This is a genomic window from Acidobacteriota bacterium (assembly GCA_016196065.1).
Lineage (GTDB): Bacteria > Acidobacteriota > Terriglobia > Terriglobales > Acidobacteriaceae > Acidiflorens.
In genome coordinates, this window is the sequence record JACPYL010000025.1 from 603,170 (window position 1) to 619,659 (window position 16,490).

General features: G+C 57.7%; 15 protein-coding genes. 10 read left to right on the forward strand and 5 right to left on the reverse strand.

The genetic code is table 11. The annotated features are described in order from the left end of the window. Window positions 1-17: 17 nt before the first annotated feature. Window positions 18-1,133, forward strand: coding sequence for an aromatic ring-hydroxylating dioxygenase subunit alpha (locus HY010_20445; GenBank protein MBI3478110.1), 1,116 nt, complete (start codon window positions 18-20; stop codon window positions 1,131-1,133). Between the two features lie 21 nt (window positions 1,134-1,154). Here HY010_20445 and HY010_20450 read toward each other — a convergent pair whose 3' ends face one another. The 3 genes from HY010_20450 to alaS form a co-directional block, all read right to left on the reverse strand. Beyond that, window positions 1,155-1,415, reverse strand: a complete 261-nt coding sequence (locus HY010_20450; protein MBI3478111.1) for a hypothetical protein — start codon at window positions 1,413-1,415, stop codon at window positions 1,155-1,157. A gap of 32 nt (window positions 1,416-1,447) precedes the next feature. Beyond that, window positions 1,448-1,810: an STAS/SEC14 domain-containing protein gene (locus tag HY010_20455; GenBank protein MBI3478112.1), complete on the reverse strand. Its 363-nt coding sequence runs from the start codon at window positions 1,808-1,810 to the stop codon at window positions 1,448-1,450. 117 nt (window positions 1,811-1,927) lie between these two features. Continuing rightward, a complete protein-coding gene (gene alaS / locus HY010_20460) occupies window positions 1,928-4,714 on the reverse strand; it encodes an alanine--tRNA ligase (GenBank protein ID MBI3478113.1) in 2,787 nt (928 codons plus the stop codon). 226 nt (window positions 4,715-4,940) lie between these two features. Here alaS and HY010_20465 point away from each other — a divergent pair, with 226 nt between their 5' ends. Further along, window positions 4,941-5,795, forward strand: coding sequence for a DUF1003 domain-containing protein (locus HY010_20465; protein ID MBI3478114.1), 855 nt, complete (start codon window positions 4,941-4,943; stop codon window positions 5,793-5,795). 24 nt (window positions 5,796-5,819) lie between these two features. Here HY010_20465 and HY010_20470 read toward each other — a convergent pair whose 3' ends face one another. Both HY010_20470 and HY010_20475 read right to left on the reverse strand, forming a co-directional pair. Continuing rightward, window positions 5,820-6,185 carry a hypothetical protein gene (locus HY010_20470; GenBank protein ID MBI3478115.1) on the reverse strand — a complete coding sequence of 122 codons (366 nt, stop codon included), beginning with the start codon at window positions 6,183-6,185 and terminating at the stop codon, window positions 5,820-5,822. A gap of 92 nt (window positions 6,186-6,277) precedes the next feature. After that, entirely contained in the window at window positions 6,278-6,820 is a 543-nt protein-coding gene (locus HY010_20475; protein ID MBI3478116.1) for a regulatory protein RecX, read from the reverse strand. Window positions 6,821-7,918: 1,098 nt separating this feature from the next. On the opposite strand from HY010_20475, the gene HY010_20480 reads away from it, so the two are divergent. From HY010_20480 to HY010_20515, 8 genes are all read left to right on the forward strand, one after another. Then, window positions 7,919-8,071 carry a hypothetical protein gene (locus HY010_20480; protein MBI3478117.1) on the forward strand — a complete coding sequence of 51 codons (153 nt, stop codon included), beginning with the start codon at window positions 7,919-7,921 and terminating at the stop codon, window positions 8,069-8,071. 13 nt (window positions 8,072-8,084) lie between these two features. After that, the gene (locus HY010_20485; GenBank protein MBI3478118.1) at window positions 8,085-9,404 is read left to right on the forward strand and encodes a hypothetical protein; all 1,320 of its coding nucleotides are present in this window, start codon (window positions 8,085-8,087) and stop codon (window positions 9,402-9,404) included. A 97-nt stretch (window positions 9,405-9,501) separates the two neighbouring features. Then, window positions 9,502-10,812, forward strand: coding sequence for a hypothetical protein (locus tag HY010_20490; GenBank protein MBI3478119.1), 1,311 nt, complete (start codon window positions 9,502-9,504; stop codon window positions 10,810-10,812). Continuing rightward, on the forward strand, window positions 10,775-12,133 hold the full coding sequence (locus HY010_20495) for a hypothetical protein (GenBank protein ID MBI3478120.1): 1,359 nt from the start codon (window positions 10,775-10,777) through the stop codon (window positions 12,131-12,133). Before HY010_20490 ends, HY010_20495 begins: the two co-directional genes overlap by 38 nt. Further along, window positions 12,130-13,902: a HAMP domain-containing protein gene (locus HY010_20500; protein MBI3478121.1), complete on the forward strand. Its 1,773-nt coding sequence runs from the start codon at window positions 12,130-12,132 to the stop codon at window positions 13,900-13,902. The genes HY010_20495 and HY010_20500 overlap by 4 nt, the downstream gene beginning before the upstream one ends. A 164-nt stretch (window positions 13,903-14,066) precedes the next feature. Further along, a complete protein-coding gene (locus tag HY010_20505; GenBank protein ID MBI3478122.1) occupies window positions 14,067-15,449 on the forward strand; it encodes a sigma-54-dependent Fis family transcriptional regulator in 1,383 nt (460 codons plus the stop codon). 47 nt (window positions 15,450-15,496) lie between these two features. Then, complete coding sequence (locus HY010_20510) at window positions 15,497-15,853, forward strand: hypothetical protein (protein MBI3478123.1); 357 nt, start codon at window positions 15,497-15,499, stop codon at window positions 15,851-15,853. Continuing rightward, window positions 15,850-16,434 (forward strand): CDP-alcohol phosphatidyltransferase family protein, encoded by a 585-nt coding sequence (locus HY010_20515; protein ID MBI3478124.1) that lies wholly within the window; start codon window positions 15,850-15,852, stop codon window positions 16,432-16,434. Before HY010_20510 ends, HY010_20515 begins: the two co-directional genes overlap by 4 nt. The last annotated feature ends 56 nt before the right edge of the window (window positions 16,435-16,490 follow it).

A 16,490-nucleotide genomic window follows, 5' to 3' on the forward strand; every position in this document is an offset into this window, starting at 1 on the left:
CGATATCCTCACATCGCATGCCGGACGATTCCCCACTCGAACGACAGACGCCCGACTCGCTCATGCTGTTCGGCTTCTGGTATCGCGCGCTGCCTTCGAACCAACTGAGCCGCGGCAAACTAGCAAAAGCGATGTTGCTTGAGATTCCGCTCGCGTTGGGGCGCGATCGCTCGGGACGCGCGTTTGCCTTGCGTGATGCCTGTCCTCACCGCGGCATGCCGCTTTCCTGCGGACACCTTGAGGGCACAGAGATTGAGTGCTCCTATCACGGCTGGCGATTCGACGCGCACAGCGGCCAGTGCACGTTGATCCCTTCACTAGTCGCGGACCAGAAACTGAAAGTGGATCGCATTTACGCGAGGAGTTATCCGTGCGAAGAGCGGGATGATTTCGTTTGGGTATTCATTCCCGAGACCGGCCCTGCCGGCGCTGGATTCACGAAGGCTGCACCTGCCCCGGCACCGGCGCCCGAAGTTCCGAAATTCAGCGAGCACTACAAGCTTGCCTATCTCACCGCAGACCTTCCCTGCTCCGTTGATCACGGCATCATTGGACTGATGGATCCGGCACACGGGCCGTTTGTCCACCAGGCATGGTGGTGGCGCACACAGAGTTCGATCCACGAAAAACAGAAGAACTTTGAGCCGATTCCCTACGGATTCCGCATGAGCGCGCACACGCCCAGCTCGAACAGCGCTCCTTACAAGCTTCTGCGGTGGTATGCGGACGGCGACTCGGTCACAACGACGATCGACTTCGTCCTGCCGAACATGCGTTCGGAAATTATTCGCGTCGGCAAGTACTGGTTCTCAAGCGTGACCACCGTGACACCGATCACGCGCAACCATTGCCGCATCGATGTAGTCGCGGCGTGGAATATTTTTCGCTGGGTGCCATTTGCGCCGGAACTGCTGAAGTTCGTGTTCGCAAAATTCGTCGAGCAGGATCGCAAGACGATGGAAGAGCAATCCGAGGGACTGAAACACAATCCCCACTTGATGCTGATCGACGATGCGGACCGTCCTGCCAAGTGGTACTTCGGGTTGAAGCAGGCCATGCTCGACGTTAAGAGAAATGGCGGAGAATTTCAGCATCCTCTCAGCGGACGGGTGACTTTGCGCTGGCGAAGCTGAAGCAAGCCGACTTCACGTTGCTCATACCAGGCCGATGACTAATCCAATGACCATGATGACCCAGAAGAGAATGCTTTCCTCAAAACGATCCAGCAGCCAGAAGTAGGCACTGGAAAGCAAGAACGCGATCCCGCCCGTCGCAAGCGCACCGATTCCGTCCCCGCTGATCAATGCCATGCCGGTTGCGATGGCTGCGTAGATTCCGGAACACAGCAAAGGTTTATGAGTTTCGATCAAGAGGCGAATCAGACCCATCAGCAACAGGACGCGGAAAATGATCATCTTGCGCCTCCGTCAATGATGAAGCAAAGCAGTCAGGCCGTCGCCAGCCAGTCCATCGCTTCTTCGCGCGTTTTGAACGTTGCGATGTTGCGTTGCGAGAAGGTGTGAAAGCCTTCCATGAGGGCGTGGGGGATTTTTTCGGTGCCGACCCAAGCTGTCTTTTTGACGAAGGGGCGATCCAGGGTCAACACTTCCTTGATTCTGGTCGCGACTGTGCGGTCGATTTCAGCATCGGTGAGATCAGCTAGAGTGACGACTGTCTCGTGACCGTGCTGGGCAACTGTTATGCGCAGATGCTCCAGCAGAAGCTGCATCTGATGGGCGGTGGCATGCGAGAAGTCGCACAGCAGGATCTTCTTGCCCTTGTGCTCGATGAAATGAATGCGGTCGTCCATAGTGAATGTCGTTGGTCGTTGGTCGGTGGTCTTTAGTCGTTGGTCATTCGTCGTTCGCCCTTTTTACTTGGCAATGAAGATGCTTTGCTAACGACGAAAGACGAACGACCAACGACCCTATTTCAGTAAAGCCTCTACGACTTTGTATACCTCGGCTAGAGCGGAGTCCAGCGCTTCCGGATTCTTGCCACCGGCTTCGGCCAGGTCGGGACGCCCGCCACCTTTGCCGCCGACTTTTTCCGCGATCGCGCCGACAACTTTTCCTGCCTGCACTCGGCTGGTCAGATCTTTGGTGACTCCGGCGATCAACGACACACTGCCGTTGCTGGCCGAGCCGACGACGACGACTCCGGATCCGAGTTTGTCGCGAAGTTGATCGACCAGCGTTCGCAACTGCGCTCTTTCCAGATTGTCGACGCGATGGGCCAGCACTTTGACGCCGCGAACTTCCTTCACGTTGTCGGTAGCAGAAGCCGCTGAAGACGATGCCGACTTCATCCGTGCCTGGTCGAGATCGCGCGTCAGGCGCTTGATCTCGGCATCGCGGCGATCGATTTCGCCGCGCAAGGCTGCGGCGGGTGAATCGTGTTCTTTGTTGCTCAACGACGCGACGATATGTTCGAGCGCATGATCCTTGCGGAAATGCTTCAGCGAGCCTTCGCCGGTGACGGCTTCAATCCTGCGCACGCCCGACGACACGCTGCCTTCTTTCAGAATCTTGATCAGTCCAATCTCACCGGTCGCAAGTGTGTGCGTGCCGCCGCAGAGTTCGGTGGAGAAGTCTCCGATTTTCACTACGCGAACTTTGTCGCCATACTTTTCTCCGAACAGCGCCATGGCGTGGTACTTGTTGACGGCATCGTCGATGGGTACGTCGGTGATGGTCTCGACCTTGAGGTTGCGCAGAACTTCTTTGTTGATGATGTCCTCGATGTCCTGCAACTCTACGTCTTCGACCCCGGTGAAGTGCGAGAAGTCGAAGCGCAAATGATTGGGCGCGACCAGCGATCCGGCCTGCTTCACGTGCTTGCCGAGGACTTCTCTTAGTCCCGCGTGGAGGAGATGCGTGGCAGTGTGGTTGCGCATCGTCGCTTCGCGGATGTCGGTGTTGACGACGGCGTCGACTTTTTGGCCTACGCGGATCGACTGCTTGGCAGTGACTTGGTGCGCGCGCACTCCCTGAATCGGAGAGTAGCAACCCGTCACTTCGGCGACGACAGTATTGTGATCATCGGAGTAGAGCCATCCACGGTCGCCAACTTGTCCACCAGAATCTGCATAGAAGGGCGTGTGGTCGAGGATGATCTCGCCCTGGTCGCCAGTTTTCAGTTCTTGAGCGCCCTGGCCGTCTCTGATGATGGCGAGGACTTCGCAGTTCTCGGAGCGCGTCTGGCGGTAGCCTTCGAAGGTGGACTTCGGGAGTTGCTGATACGACGGATTCGCAGTCTGCTTGGCGGCGCCTTTCCAGGAGGCGCGAGCGCGAGTCTTCTGCTCTTCCATCGCACGGTCAAAGCCTGCTTGATCGAAAACCACACCTTGATCGCGGCATGCATCCTGGATGAAATCCAATGGCATGCCAAATGTGTCGTATAACTTAAACGCGAGATCTCCTGGGTAAATCGGCGATGCGCTGCCAGCCGCATCCTTTCCCACACTACCCTGCATATGTTGCTTGAGAGTAGTGAAGGCCTCTTTCAAGTCGTCCTCCAACTTCCTTAATCCCAGGTCAAGCGTGTGCGCAAACCGTGTTTCTTCCGCCAGCACGGCCTTCGATACCCGCTCCGCCGATTCCTTCAATTCCGGAAATGCATCCTGCATCAAATCGCGCACTGCGAAGACCATCTCGTGCAGAAACGGCTTCGTCTGGCCGAGCAAGCGTCCGTGAGTGATGGCGCGGCGAATAATCTTTCGCAGGACATATCCACGGCCTTCATTCAGTGGAATGACTCCGTCCGAGATCAAGAACGTTGCGGCGCGGGCGTGGTCTGCAATTACCCGGAGTGAAGCTGCCGAAGCGGTGCCGGCCGATGTGGGAACGGGGCTCTGCCCCGTCTCGCCGGGTCGAAGACCCGGCTCCACATGTGCAGTGCCACCGACCAGTGCCGTTGCCCGAGCAATCAGGGGAGTAAACAGGTCCGTCTCGTAATTCGAAATCACACCCTGCAACACCGACGCCACCCGCTCCAACCCCATCCCCGTATCAATCGACGGCTTCGGCAGCGGCGTCAGCTTCCCGGAAGCATCGCGGTCGAATTGCATGAACACCAGATTCCAGATCTCGACATAGCGCCCGCAGTCGCAGCCGAACTCGCAAGCCTTGTGTCCCTGATCGGACGCGACCACGCCCATGTCGTAATGAATCTCGCTGCATGGGCCGCAAGGGCCGGTGTCGCCCATCTGCCAGAAGTTGTCTTTGGAACCGAACTCGTAAATTCGATCTTTCGGGACTTGCTGGCCGAGCCACAAATCGTAGGCTTCGGAGTCGCGCTCGACGCCGTTCTCGCCTTTGAAGATCGTGACGTAGAGCTTGTCTTTCGGAATATTGAACCACTCAGGCGACCTCAGCAGTTCCCAGGCGTAGGCGATGGCGTCTTTCTTGAAGTAGTCGCCGAAAGAAAAATTGCCGAGCATCTCGAAAAACGTGTGATGGCGGTTGGTGAAGCCAACATTTTCGAGATCGTTATGCTTGCCGCCGGCGCGCACACATTTCTGGGAAGTCGTGGCGCGGTTGTAGTCGCGCTTTTCCAGGCCGAGGAAAACGTCTTTGAACTGGTTCATCCCCGCGTTGGTAAAGAGCAGAGTGGGATCATTCTGCGGGACGAGCGACGAGGAATGGACTTCGCGATGTCCCTTCTGAATGAAGAAGTCCAGAAAGCGGCGGCGGATTTGCGAGCCTGTGAGCATGAAACTTAAATTCTAAATGATTGGGAGCGAGGTCAGAGGCTTGGCGTCAGATTGTAGAAGGGAGAGTCCGAGCGATTCACGTCAGCAGCCAAAGGCTTTTACCACGGAGGACACGGAGGATCACGGAGGAAATCCTCTACTCTAAATCTTTTCTCCGTGAACTCTGTGACCTCCGTGGTTATGATCTTCCGTTGGTCCGCAAAGCTTTCTTGGGGAGAGTAATACCATGCCTTGCAATCCGGAAATTCTTAGACAAGTTCCGCTCTTTGCCTTACTCGACGACGATGAGACCGCGGTCCTCGCCGGACAGGTTGAAGTCCGGACATTCGCTCCCCGCCAGCGTATCTGGAAAATTGGCGACTCCGGTGGGCAGGCCTATGTGCTGGTTTCCGGCATGGTGCGCGTCACCACGGTCGACGAAGATCACCAAGAAGTTGTCGTGGACGAGCCGGTGCATGGGGAATTTTTCGGCTTCGCTTCCATGCTCGATCAGACGCCACACCAGACCAATGCCAACGCGCTGGAGGAGTCCATCTGTATCGAGGTGGATCGCGAAGACATCTCCGTGCTGCTGCAGCGCAAGCCTTTGGCCGGCATGGACATGCTGTCCGTGCTGGGAAAACAGTTTCACGCCGCGCAGCAACTGGTGCGGGTGCGCGCCATGCGCAATCTGAACGAGATCATCGAAGAAGAGGAAACCCTGGGTGAGCGCGTCGCCGATAAGGTCGCCAGCTTCGGCGGATCGTGGACTTTCATCACGACCTTCGCCGTGGTGCTGCTGACCTATACCGCCATCAACATCGGGCTGCGCGGGCGGGCGTGGGACCCCTATCCGTTCATCTTGCTGAATTTGTTTTTATCGATGCTGGCGGCGATCCAGGCCCCCGTCATCATGATGAGCCAGAACCGGCAGGATAAGAAAGACAGGCTGCGCGGCGAGTTGGACTACGACGTCAACCGGCGCGCGGAAGCGGAAATCCAGGGACTCGCCCACAAAATGCATCTGCTCGGAGACAAGATCGCCGATGTCGAAGATCTCATCCGCCAGCAGCATGCCGGCCGAACCCCTGGTAATTCGTAAGCACCACAGCCCCTACAGCGAGTCTTACTTCACCGCGTCGGCGGTCTTCTCGGCTGCTTTCTTGGTGGCATGGGCAGTTTTCTTGGCGCCCTTCTTCACGAAGTGGCCGGTTTTCTTGGCGGCGCCTTCGGTAGCGTCTTCTGTCTTGTCAGCAGCTTTGGCGGTCGCGTGGCCGGTATCTTTTGCTGCGTCAGTGGTGGCGTCGGCAGTCTTCTCGGCTGCCTTCTTGGTGGCATGACCGGTTTTCTTCGCGGCGGTCTTGGTCGCGTGGCCAGTGTCTTTGGCTGCGTCTTTCATTTCAGAGCCGGCTTTTTTCATGTCACTGCCGGCGTCCTGCCCATAAGCAAACGCGGCAAGAGCGAGCACGGCCAATGCGAGTTGATATTTCATGGTTCCTCCAGAGATTGAACTTGGGATCGGTCGAGTATGAAGGATAGGGAGAGCGGATGCAAGTTGATGCGGGCAAGCTTTTGACATTGCTCCTATTCGCCTTCGATCGTTTCAGTTTCCAGAGCGGTTAGGGTTTCGTCGTCCACCTCCCAATTCTTGAGAATGAGGAAGATCGTCTTCGTTCCAAACCCTGCGCGCATCATCTGCCGGTAGATGCGAGCTGTCTGCTTTTGATCCTTCGGTTTCTGAAAACGCTTGCGGCGCAGGAAGTCGCGAGCGAGTTTCTCTTCGCTGACATCCTCGTACGCTGATGCCACCGCCTTCTCGATCACTTCCGGGTGGACGCCCTTGATTTTCAGGTCCGTGATCACGCGGCGACTCCCAAACTTTTCATTGTCGCGGCGAAAGGACGAGTACGCCGCGGCATACTTCGCGTCGTTCAGGTATCCGCGATCCTTCAAGCGGACAATAATGAGTTCGACCAGCGTCTTGCCGATCTCGGTATCAGCCTCGACTCGATTCCTCAGCAGACGCTTCAGTTCCGCGACGGAACGCGCGCGACGGCCAAGCGCTCCCACGGCGTACTCGTAGAGTTCTGCTTCGGTAAGGAGTTTTCTGGGGCGGCCAAAACTCATAGGTACACAATAGCGCGCTCCCGGCCGGGGAAACAGCCGATTCAGCCGGATTCGCCGGGGGCATGGCATATTACGCGGTGCTCCGCGTCACACCGTAGTGGTCCTCCCCTCCGTAGAATTATTGGTTGAGACTTGCCTAGAATGGCGATTGTCGGTGGAAAATATCATTGTGCCCTCCGATGCGTCGTCACCGCCGGTGGCACAGATCGGGAAATAGCAGTTTCAATAGACCGTTGCTTATGGCACGTGCCAAACGAAACTTCGTGTTGACACTTCTTGTGATCCCGATGGTTCTGGAGTGTCTGTGTATTGGGCAAGACAGAGCCCCCGCAGTTGCCCAGCCGCAACCACCGGGTTACTTTCATGGACTGACGCTGTCGCTTAGCCAGGATTCAGCTGAACCTCCAGACTCAAGTGAATTCAAGAATTGTTTAGCTACACACCCGCCGCCAGCTTGTGTGCCGCTCACCGTCACCCTCAGGAAGGATGGTCCAGAAACGCTTGTGATGTGGGGTCCGGGAGGATGCGGAGAAATCGTCCCTGACATCGATTTTCAGCAGGCGGATGGTACCTGGAGAGCGTTCCCCTATTCGCCTGGTCACGTCTCGTATCAACTCTGTAGCGTCATCGGATTTGCGCAACGCTTTTCGCGCGGTGAGAGTCGGGTCCGTAGGTTTCGGTTAGAATCTCTCGGGCTGGATGTGGTCTATCCCCCGCCTGACGATGAGTCCATACACCCGCGCTGCGTCGGCTGTGAGTGGCTGCTAGGTAAGGGCCCTCACCAGATCCGCGCTCGTTTGCACCTGAAGGCCTGCGTTGCTTCTAAGAAACTGAAGCCGACCCGCCCGTTCAATTCCTTCGATACGCGATCGATCTGCAATGCAGGGAAGGAACCGACACCCCTGCAGCTCCTATCCAACGAAATTTCCCTCCACTAGTCGTCTTTCTCAGCACCAACGGCCCCTGTGTCAACGCTGACACGCACGCGTTCCCAGGCACACGATTTTCGTTTCAATCGTCCAGGTAACCGTCTTATTTACAAGTAGATAGCTCTGGCTCCACGCTTGCTTTTATTAGTGCGCAAGCAAGGAGGCTCTCATGGAAACTCTTCTTCAATTCCTCGTCGTTGTCGGTGGGCTGATGTTCTCGTTCGCCGCCGCCCTTCTGATCGAAGAACTCATTTTCGGACGCATCTTCCGCGTGGTGTTTGCCCGCCGCCCGGAACCTTCCAACCCTGGGCAAAAAAATTGAGAGGAGCACGACCATGCTGTTGCTGAAGTACTTGCTGGTAGGCGCGGGGATCACGATGTTCGCGATCGCCGCTGGAATTCTCACTTACGATCTGTCACTGCTGTTGGCATACCGGAGATCACGGCTTGCGCCGCTGGCTGACGCGCCGGTCGCGGTCACACCGTTCGTCCGGTGGCGCACTTCGATCGCTCTTGCCATGCTGGCCTGGGCGCCGCTGCTGGTTTCGGCGGCTATCGTTTTTGTGCCGAGCGGGATGGCGGGCGTCCGCGTGAGCCTGACGCAAGGAACGCTCGCGGGAACGCTCTATCCAGGCGTGCACTTCGTTGCGCCTCTCGCCGAGCACATCGAGTTGTTCAACACGCGCGATCAATTGTTCACCACCGGGATCAGTGAAGACTCGACTGTGAAAGGTGCCCCGAAAAGTGAAGGTCTCCATGTGCAAGCCAAAGAAGGACTGACGCTTGGCCTCGCCATCACCGTGAGGTACCAGGTTGATCCGAAGCATCTGGACTTCATTCAGGCGAACCTGCCACAACCGTTGGAAAAAGAGATTGTCCCGGCGGTGGTGGCGACGGCGTGGCGGGAACTCGTACCGGCGTACACGGTCCGAGAAGTGTTTTCGAGCAAGAGGGAGGAAGTTCGCCAGCGCGCGTCGGAACTGATTCGCAAACGCCTGGCCGCTGACGGGATCGTCGTGAAGGAAGTCATGCTGCGCGACATTCAACTGCCGCAGGAGTATGCGCAGGGACTGGAGTCACTCTTACTGAAGGAACAAGAAAACGATCGCATGGGAGTCGAGACGGAAATCCATCAGAAACAAGTCAAGATTGCAGAAGCCGATGCCGAAGCGACCAAGGCACAACAAGTCAAAGGCGCGGAAGGCGAAGCCGCGGTGCGCGTATTACAGGCCAAGGGCGAAGCGGATGCGATGCAGTACTTGCTGCCTCTGAAGCAGAAGCAAATCGAACAATCGAAACTGGAAGCGGAAGCGCGCAAGGAAACGACCGTAAAGGGCGCCGAGGCGGCGGGAGAAGCCAAGATCATCGACAGCAAAGCGGAAATGGAGCGGCGCAAATTGCTGGCGCAAGCCGAAGCCGAACGGATCCGGATCACCGCGATCGCAGACGCAGAACGCATGAAGAACGAAGGCGTCGTTCTGAAACAGAATCCATTGCTGATTAACAAGATCGTTGCCGAACGTCTGTCGGACAAATTGCAGATCATGATGGTGCCTGCCGACGGAAAATTCTTTTTCACCAATGACGTTTTACGAGGGATGAACACCGCCAATCACGTTAGCCAGGCTGAAGACGCGGGGGAAGAGAAACAGTAGCGTAGACCGCCGTTCGTCGTTCGCTGTTCGCATCCGGCCCATAGACTATCGGCGAATAGCGAACGACGACGGACGCAATACGACTCGAGACCACCTCATGAACGATTCCTCCGAGCCCACGCGCTATAATCAGCCCATTCCACACATGCACGGTCGCTGGTCAGGCAGTCCGCGGATGAGTTGGCTGGCATCGTTCCTCTATCTTCTTTTTCTGATTCTTGCCCTCATCTTCGCGATCGCTGTATTCCCTTCTTTCGCCTCGGCATCGGTGCTCGGGGACTCCGCACGCCAACTCGCGCACAAGATTGCAGCTGCGACAGGACCAGGGTCGGTTGCTCTCGAGATCACGAATCGCTCGTCACTCGATGACAAATCCGTACATGAAATTCGCAGCGCACTCGAAGCGGAGTTGCGCGTCGCCGGCGTTCGCGCCGCCAAGCCGGAGGAGGCAATTGGCTCGGTGCAGGTCACCCTCTCCGAAAGCGTTCGCGAGTTTGTCTGGACAGCCGAGATCCTGATCGGAGCCGACGAGCGCAAAGTTGTGCTGGTGGCAGCGCCACGGCCCCAGTCGTCTTCCGGACAAGTCGCTTCCATGCCGCTCGCGGTGAGAAAGAGTTTCCTGATCGCGCAGGAGCAGCCAATCCTTGACGCCGCTGTGTTGGAGATGTCTGGCGGCGCTCGCCTGCTTGTGCTCGACGCCAGCCAGGTCAGCGTTTTCCGCCAACAGAGCGGGCGCTGGGAGTCAGAGACTTCGCTCGCAATCACGCACTCGCGCATCTTCCCACGCGACCTGCGGGGACGCCTGCTCCTTCGCCGTGATCATCTTTTCGATGTTTACCTGCCGGGAATCGTTTGCCGGTCAAGCCTGGCCGCACCACTCGCTCTTACTTGCTCGGAGAGCGACGAACCCTGGCCGCTGACAGCGGACGAAGGCAGCGGACGCGCATTTTTCGCGCCCGCACGAAATTTCTTTACTGGCGCATTTTCTCCGACCATCGGCAAAGTCAGTAACGGCCCATCGTTCTATTCGTCAGCGGCCTTGCCCCGCTCCGGATACACGTTGTGGATTCTGGCTGGCGTCGACGGATCAACCCACATGCTCGACGGCATGACCGATCAAGTGATCCGCGGTGCGAAGTGGGGGAGCGATCTAGCGGCCGTTCATTCCAACTGTGGAACCGGCACGCAGTTACTGGTGTCCGAAAGTGGGAGCCCCTCGCAGGATAGCCTGCGCGCTTTCGAGATCCCGGATCGTGATCCGGTAGCGGCCAGCGCACCCCTGGAGTTCGACGGCCCCGTCGTTGCGTTGTGGCCCGAAGCGAGCGGCAATGGCGCGATTGCAATTGTGAAGAAGGAAGATACAGGCTGGTATGAGGCGTATCGCATTTCTATTGCTTGCGGCAGCTAGTCTGCTGAACGTGGCGGCGGGAGAGACCCACCCACGCTACGGCGGAACCCTGCGCGTCATGATGCAAGCCGCGCCCAGCACTCTGGAACTGAATACTACGGGCTCGTCCGCGGACTACTGGGACTCCGCCCGCATTCTCGCGATGATCGCCGACAACCTGGTGAACATTGATATTGTTGGCCGCACGCAACCCAAGTTAGCGCTCTCCTGGCAAGTCGACTTGAACGGAAAGCGTGTGCAGTTCACGCTGCGACATGGAGTGAAATTTCATGATGGCACACCGGCGTCCTCAGCAGACGTCGCGCAAATACTCGGCGAACGCCACAAGGATTGGAGCGTTCACGCATCCGGCGACTTGTTGACCATCGACAGCGAGTCGCCATCATCATCGCTGCTGGCTGCACTGGCACTGCCCGACAGCGCGATTGTGAAGCGCGGCCCGAATGGACTTCCCATCGGCACGGGGGCGTTTCGCATCGCAGAATTTCAGCCCGGGAAATCCCTGAAATTGACCGCCAACGAGGAGAGTTGGGCAGGTCGTCCGTTTGTGGACGTGATTCAGATCGAACTGGGGCGATCCCTTCGTGAACAATCGCTCGCATTTGAACTCGGCCGGGCGGATGTAGTCGAAGCGATGCCGCAACCACCGGCACTGAACAGTGGCGCGCAGCGCATCCGTACTTCTCTGCCGGTGGAATTGCTGGCCTTGGTGTTCCCAGCAAATTCAAGAGCGCAGGACGCTCGCCTTCGGGAAGCAGTTGCACTCGCAATTGATCGCAAGCCAATCCAGTCTGTGCTGCTGAAAGGCGCCGGAGAACCTGCTGCGAGCATCCTTCCCAACTGGATGACCGGTTACGGAGCGGCATTTCCGGCACAGGCCAACGTACAGCGCGCCCGCGTGGTCCTCGCAGATTCGCGTCAACCGTCGCTCAGCCTCAGTTATGATCCGCGCGATCCGCAAGCGCAGCTGATTGCCGAACGGATTGCGTTGAACGCACGCGAAGCTGGCATCACGTTGCAGGTATCGCTCTCGGGCGTACCCGACATTAATTTGCTTCGCATCGTAATCCCCAGCTCCTATCCGGCGACTGCCATGCGGGAGGCAGCCCGCGGGCTCGGCTTGCCACAACCGCTCATCCACGGCAGTTCCGTGGACGATCTCTATTCCGCCGAACACTCGCTGCTCGATGCGCATACCGTCATCCCGCTGATTCATTTGCCGGTCACAAGCGCCGCGGCCACACGCGTCCACAATTGGCAGCCCAGCCGCACCGGCGAATGGAATCTCTCTGACGTCTGGCTGGAGGCGGACTCGCGATGAGTTTCCGCAAGAAACTCCTGCTGATTTTTGCGATGACCGTCTTGCTCTGCGTGGTCGTGATTTCCGCGTCCGTGTGGAGCACCATGCGCAGTTCGTTCGATCGGGCGAACAATGATCGGGCGAACACGGTCGCCGGGCAGTTTCGCTCTGAGTTTCAGCGGCGCGGGAAAGAAGTAGTCCGCCAGGTCGAAGCGGCCGCGGCCAGCGAAGCCGTGCAAAGAATCGCCCTGGATATCAACCGAGGCACATCCGATTCCAGTGGCTATGTCAGCGAGGCCCCCCGTCTTGCCGAAACGCACCATCTGGACTTCCTGGAAATCGTGGACCATCAGGGCGCGATTCTTTCGTCCGCGCAATGGCAGGCAAAGTTTGGATATCCCGAGCCGGCAATTCCGTCGGCAATCGGTTCGGCGGGCGCGTTTCTGAAGCGCGAGGAACTGGCGAGTGGATCGACTCTTGGCCTCTTCGCCGTGCGCGCGGCGAGGATTGGGGAGCAACCGGTGTACGTCATCGGTGGAGAGCGGCTCGACCAGGGGTTCCTTTCGACTCTCGACATTCCCTCCGGCACGCGCGTCCTGCTCTATCAGAATCTGGACGTGAACTGGAATGCGAAGTCGCTGCTCGACCTGAATGGTTCCGCATCGGGAGCCGACAAATTTGCACCACTGATTGAAGAAGTACGGCGCTCGGGGAAAGAATCGCAGAGTGTGATTCATTGGACTGCCGATTCCGCCGATGCGGAGAGTGTCCACGCAATCCCGCTTAACGGGCCGAACGAACAGATCATGGGCGTGCTGCTGGTGGGCAGCTCACGGCGTCCCTTGATCGAGTTGCAGCGACAGGTCGTTTCGGCGGCGCTCCTGGTAGGCGGCATCGGGATTCTGGTCGCCGTGTTAGCCAGTTTGTGGTTCGCAGCACGAATTACACGCCCAGTGGTGTCGCTCGCCGAAGCAGCACGGCGGGTGGCGGCCGGTGACCTCTACGCCAAAGTCGAAGTGGAATCGAGCGATGAACTCGGCGAGCTGGCCGCCGCATTCAATCACATGACCGAGGATCTTCTGCAGCAAAAAGAACGCACCGTGCAGGCCGAACGCGTGGCCGCATGGCGCGAACTGGCGCGGCGACTCGCGCATGAATTGAAGAATCCGCTGTTCCCGTTGCAAGTGACCGTCGAGAACCTGATCCGGGCAAAGGAGAAGGCGCCCGAGCTATTTGAGGAAGTGTTTCGCGAAAGCACTGCGACCTTGCTCGCCGAAGTGGACCATTTGAAAACCATCATTGGACGCTTCAGCGAATTTGCGCGGATGCCGCAACCCCACCGGAAGCCGACGCAACTCAACGATGTTGTACGCGCGGTATTGCGAGTGTTTCAGGCGCAGCTACAAGAAAAGAGCCAGATTTCGGTGCGAACGGAACTCGACCCGAATTTGCCAATGATCGCCGCCGACCAGGAATTACTGCATCGCGCGTTGTCGAATCTTGTCTTGAATGCAATTGACGCGCTGCCGCAAGGTGGAGAAATTACCGTCGCGACCAAGGCATCCGGGAATGACGTGGAACTGTCGGTCTCCGACACCGGATCCGGACTAACCCAGGAAGAGTGCGCGCGTCTATTCACTCCGTATTACACGACGAAGCAGCATGGCACCGGATTAGGACTGGCGATCGTGCAGTCCGTGGTCAGCGATCACGGCGGCAAGATTTCCGTCGAGAGCACGAAAGAAAAAGGGACAACGTTTCGCATCGAGTTACCGCGCGAAGCGCGCTGAGAAGTAGCCGCGATCGGCGGATGAGTTATTTTTAGAACTGTCATCCCGAGCGAAGCGAGGGATCTGCATTTTTCGGCGGACTGCAGATCCCTCGCTTCGCTCGGGATGACAGAATCAAAGTTGGAAGGCGTTGAAATGGGGCTTCTGCCCTCGAGGTTGCAACGGTGGCCCACAAAGCGCATTTGTTGATTGTTGATGACGAAGCCAACACGCTGGCTTCCCTGTCGCGTGCATTTCGTCTCGAAGGCCACGAGGCTACCGTTTGCGATAACGCCGTCCGCGCACTGGAGCTCGCCAAGACACAGGCCTTCGACTTGATTCTCTCCGACGTCGTCATGCCCGGAAAAGATGGCCTCACTCTGCTCGAAGAGTTGAAGGCGAACGCCATTCCTACACCGGTCGTGATGATGTCGGGACAGGCGCACATCGAGATGGCCGTACGAGCCACGCGACTGGGCGCGCTCGACTTTCTCGAAAAGCCAATCTCCACCGAGAAGCTCCTGCTGACGGTCGACAATGCCTTGAAGCTTGGACGATTGGAACGCGAGAATCGCGATCTGCAGCACCGCCTCGGCAAGCACGAAATCGTTTGGCAGGGCGACACCATGCGTCGCGTGATGGCACAGGTGGAAAAAGTTGCTGCCAGCGAAACTCGAATCTGCATTCTCGGGGAAACGGGCACCGGCAAGGAACTGGTCGCGCGCACGCTCCACGAGCGAAGCCCGCGATCAGGCGGCCCATTTGTCACGTTGAATTGCGCTGCCGTGCCTGCCGAACTGATCGAGTCAGAATTGTTTGGACACGAAAAGGGATCCTTCACCGGAGCAGGCGCACGGCATCTGGGCAAATTCGAGCAGGCACAACACGGCACGATTTTCCTGGACGAAATTGGCGACATGCCGCTTGCCATGCAAGCCAAGCTTTTGCGCGTGCTCGAAGAAGGCGAAGTCGAACGCATCGGTGGAGACCGCCCGATCGCGGTCGATGTGCGCGTTATCGTCGCCACCCATCACGATCTGGAGAAGCTCCTTCGCGATGGAAAGTTTCGACAGGACCTCTTTCATCGCGTATTCGTGTTTCCGTTGCGTCTCCCTCCCTTGCGCGAACGCCGCGAAGATATCCCGACGCTGGTCGATCACTTCGCGCGGCAAGTCAGCGCCGCGAATGGATGGAAGCCGATAAAATTCGCGCCTGACGCAATCGCAGCGCTGGAGGACTATCCCTGGCCCGGTAACGTTCGCGAATTGCGCAATGCCGTCGAACGCCTGATGCTGCTCGCGCCTTCTGACGAAGTAACCGCGGAAACCGTGGAATTGGCATTGCCGGCCTCCGCGGCCAGTTCCGATTCAACCGTAGGCGGCACGGGGCCGCTCGCCGACCGCGTCCGTTCATTCGAGAAGCAGACTATCCTCGCGGAACTCAAGCGCAATCACAATCAGATCTCAAACACGGCACGCGCGCTGGGACTGGAGCGGTCACATCTGTACAAGAAGGCAGAGCAGGTTGGGATTGATTTGAAGGCGGTACGGAATGATGGGGACCACTGACACCGTTTGCAATTCCCTGCCCACAAATACGACAATCAACACCACCCATGATCCAGTCAACCGAAACTCGCTCCACCAGCCCCTTTAACCCCGGCGCAATTGTCATCGTGACATTGCACACTCCCCGGGAGAAATTTTGGGGGGCCATCCTCAGCCTTTCGGGCGAGGGGCTGAGCGTCCGCGGCGTGGATTTGATTTCTTTTGACGATCTGATCTCGACGATCAAGAGCGGCGATTCGTTCACGTCCGGCGTAATCTTCTTTCCCATGCACCGCATCGAGCGCATGGAACTGGACTTGCCCGAGAGCAACATTCTTTCGCTCAGCCAGCGCTTTGCGCAGCAGACGGGTCAGGATCCTGCTCCACTTTTGACCGGTGGATATCTCGGGGAAGGCCGGGAATGAATATCCGCCAGATCCTGACTGCGCCCAATCAGCTGACGCTCTTGCGGATGATCTTCCTTCCATTCATCGTGATCAATCTTGTGGGCCATCACTTTGTGTGGGCACTGGTGCTCTTTGTCCTGGCAGGACTCAGTGATGGACTCGATGGATTGCTGGCACGCACGCTTCATCAGCAAACACAACTCGGCCAATATCTCGACCCGATCGCCGACAAGCTCTTGATGAGCACCATGTTTTTGGTGCTTTCCATCGAATACCGGGCACTGGTGCCGTGGAAATATACGGTCGTGGTGTTCAGCCGGGATATCTCGATTCTGCTGATCAGTGGCGTGCTCTTTATGATTGCCGGCCTAAAGGATTTTCGTCCCAGTATTTTCGGGAAGGCCAACACTTTTGCCCAGGTAGCCGCAATCTTCTTTACTCTGCTGCTCCTGGTGATGCCGGTGGTGTGGGTGGACATTGCGCGCAAGACTTTCTTGAAAGCTACTTTCTTGTTCACCATTCTGTCCGCCGTGCACTATGCGTTCCTGGTGCAGCATCGCTTACGAGAACATGGACACCACTCAGAGCCAAAGACGTAAAGCGCTCCGAGACTCTCGTTTGCCCCATTTTCACGCAACCCCTAAAATGATGGATT

Coding starts and splice junctions, on each gene's coding strand:
- HY010_20485 (MBI3478118.1), top strand. CDS start 8,085: ATGCTGTTGCTGAAGTACTTGCTGGTAGGCGCGGGGATCACGATGTTC.
- alaS (MBI3478113.1), bottom strand. CDS start 4,714: ATGCTCACAGGCTCGCAAATCCGCCGCCGCTTTCTGGACTTCTTCATT.
- HY010_20455 (MBI3478112.1), bottom strand. CDS start 1,810: ATGGACGACCGCATTCATTTCATCGAGCACAAGGGCAAGAAGATCCTG.
- HY010_20515 (MBI3478124.1), top strand. CDS start 15,850: ATGAATATCCGCCAGATCCTGACTGCGCCCAATCAGCTGACGCTCTTG.
- HY010_20470 (MBI3478115.1), bottom strand. CDS start 6,185: ATGAAATATCAACTCGCATTGGCCGTGCTCGCTCTTGCCGCGTTTGCT.
- HY010_20445 (MBI3478110.1), top strand. CDS start 18: ATGCCGGACGATTCCCCACTCGAACGACAGACGCCCGACTCGCTCATG.
- HY010_20450 (MBI3478111.1), bottom strand. CDS start 1,415: ATGATCATTTTCCGCGTCCTGTTGCTGATGGGTCTGATTCGCCTCTTG.
- HY010_20500 (MBI3478121.1), top strand. CDS start 12,130: ATGAGTTTCCGCAAGAAACTCCTGCTGATTTTTGCGATGACCGTCTTG.
- HY010_20490 (MBI3478119.1), top strand. CDS start 9,502: ATGAACGATTCCTCCGAGCCCACGCGCTATAATCAGCCCATTCCACAC.
- HY010_20480 (MBI3478117.1), top strand. CDS start 7,919: ATGGAAACTCTTCTTCAATTCCTCGTCGTTGTCGGTGGGCTGATGTTC.
- HY010_20475 (MBI3478116.1), bottom strand. CDS start 6,820: ATGAGTTTTGGCCGCCCCAGAAAACTCCTTACCGAAGCAGAACTCTAC.
- HY010_20465 (MBI3478114.1), top strand. CDS start 4,941: ATGCCTTGCAATCCGGAAATTCTTAGACAAGTTCCGCTCTTTGCCTTA.
- HY010_20495 (MBI3478120.1), top strand. CDS start 10,775: ATGAGGCGTATCGCATTTCTATTGCTTGCGGCAGCTAGTCTGCTGAAC.
- HY010_20510 (MBI3478123.1), top strand. CDS start 15,497: ATGATCCAGTCAACCGAAACTCGCTCCACCAGCCCCTTTAACCCCGGC.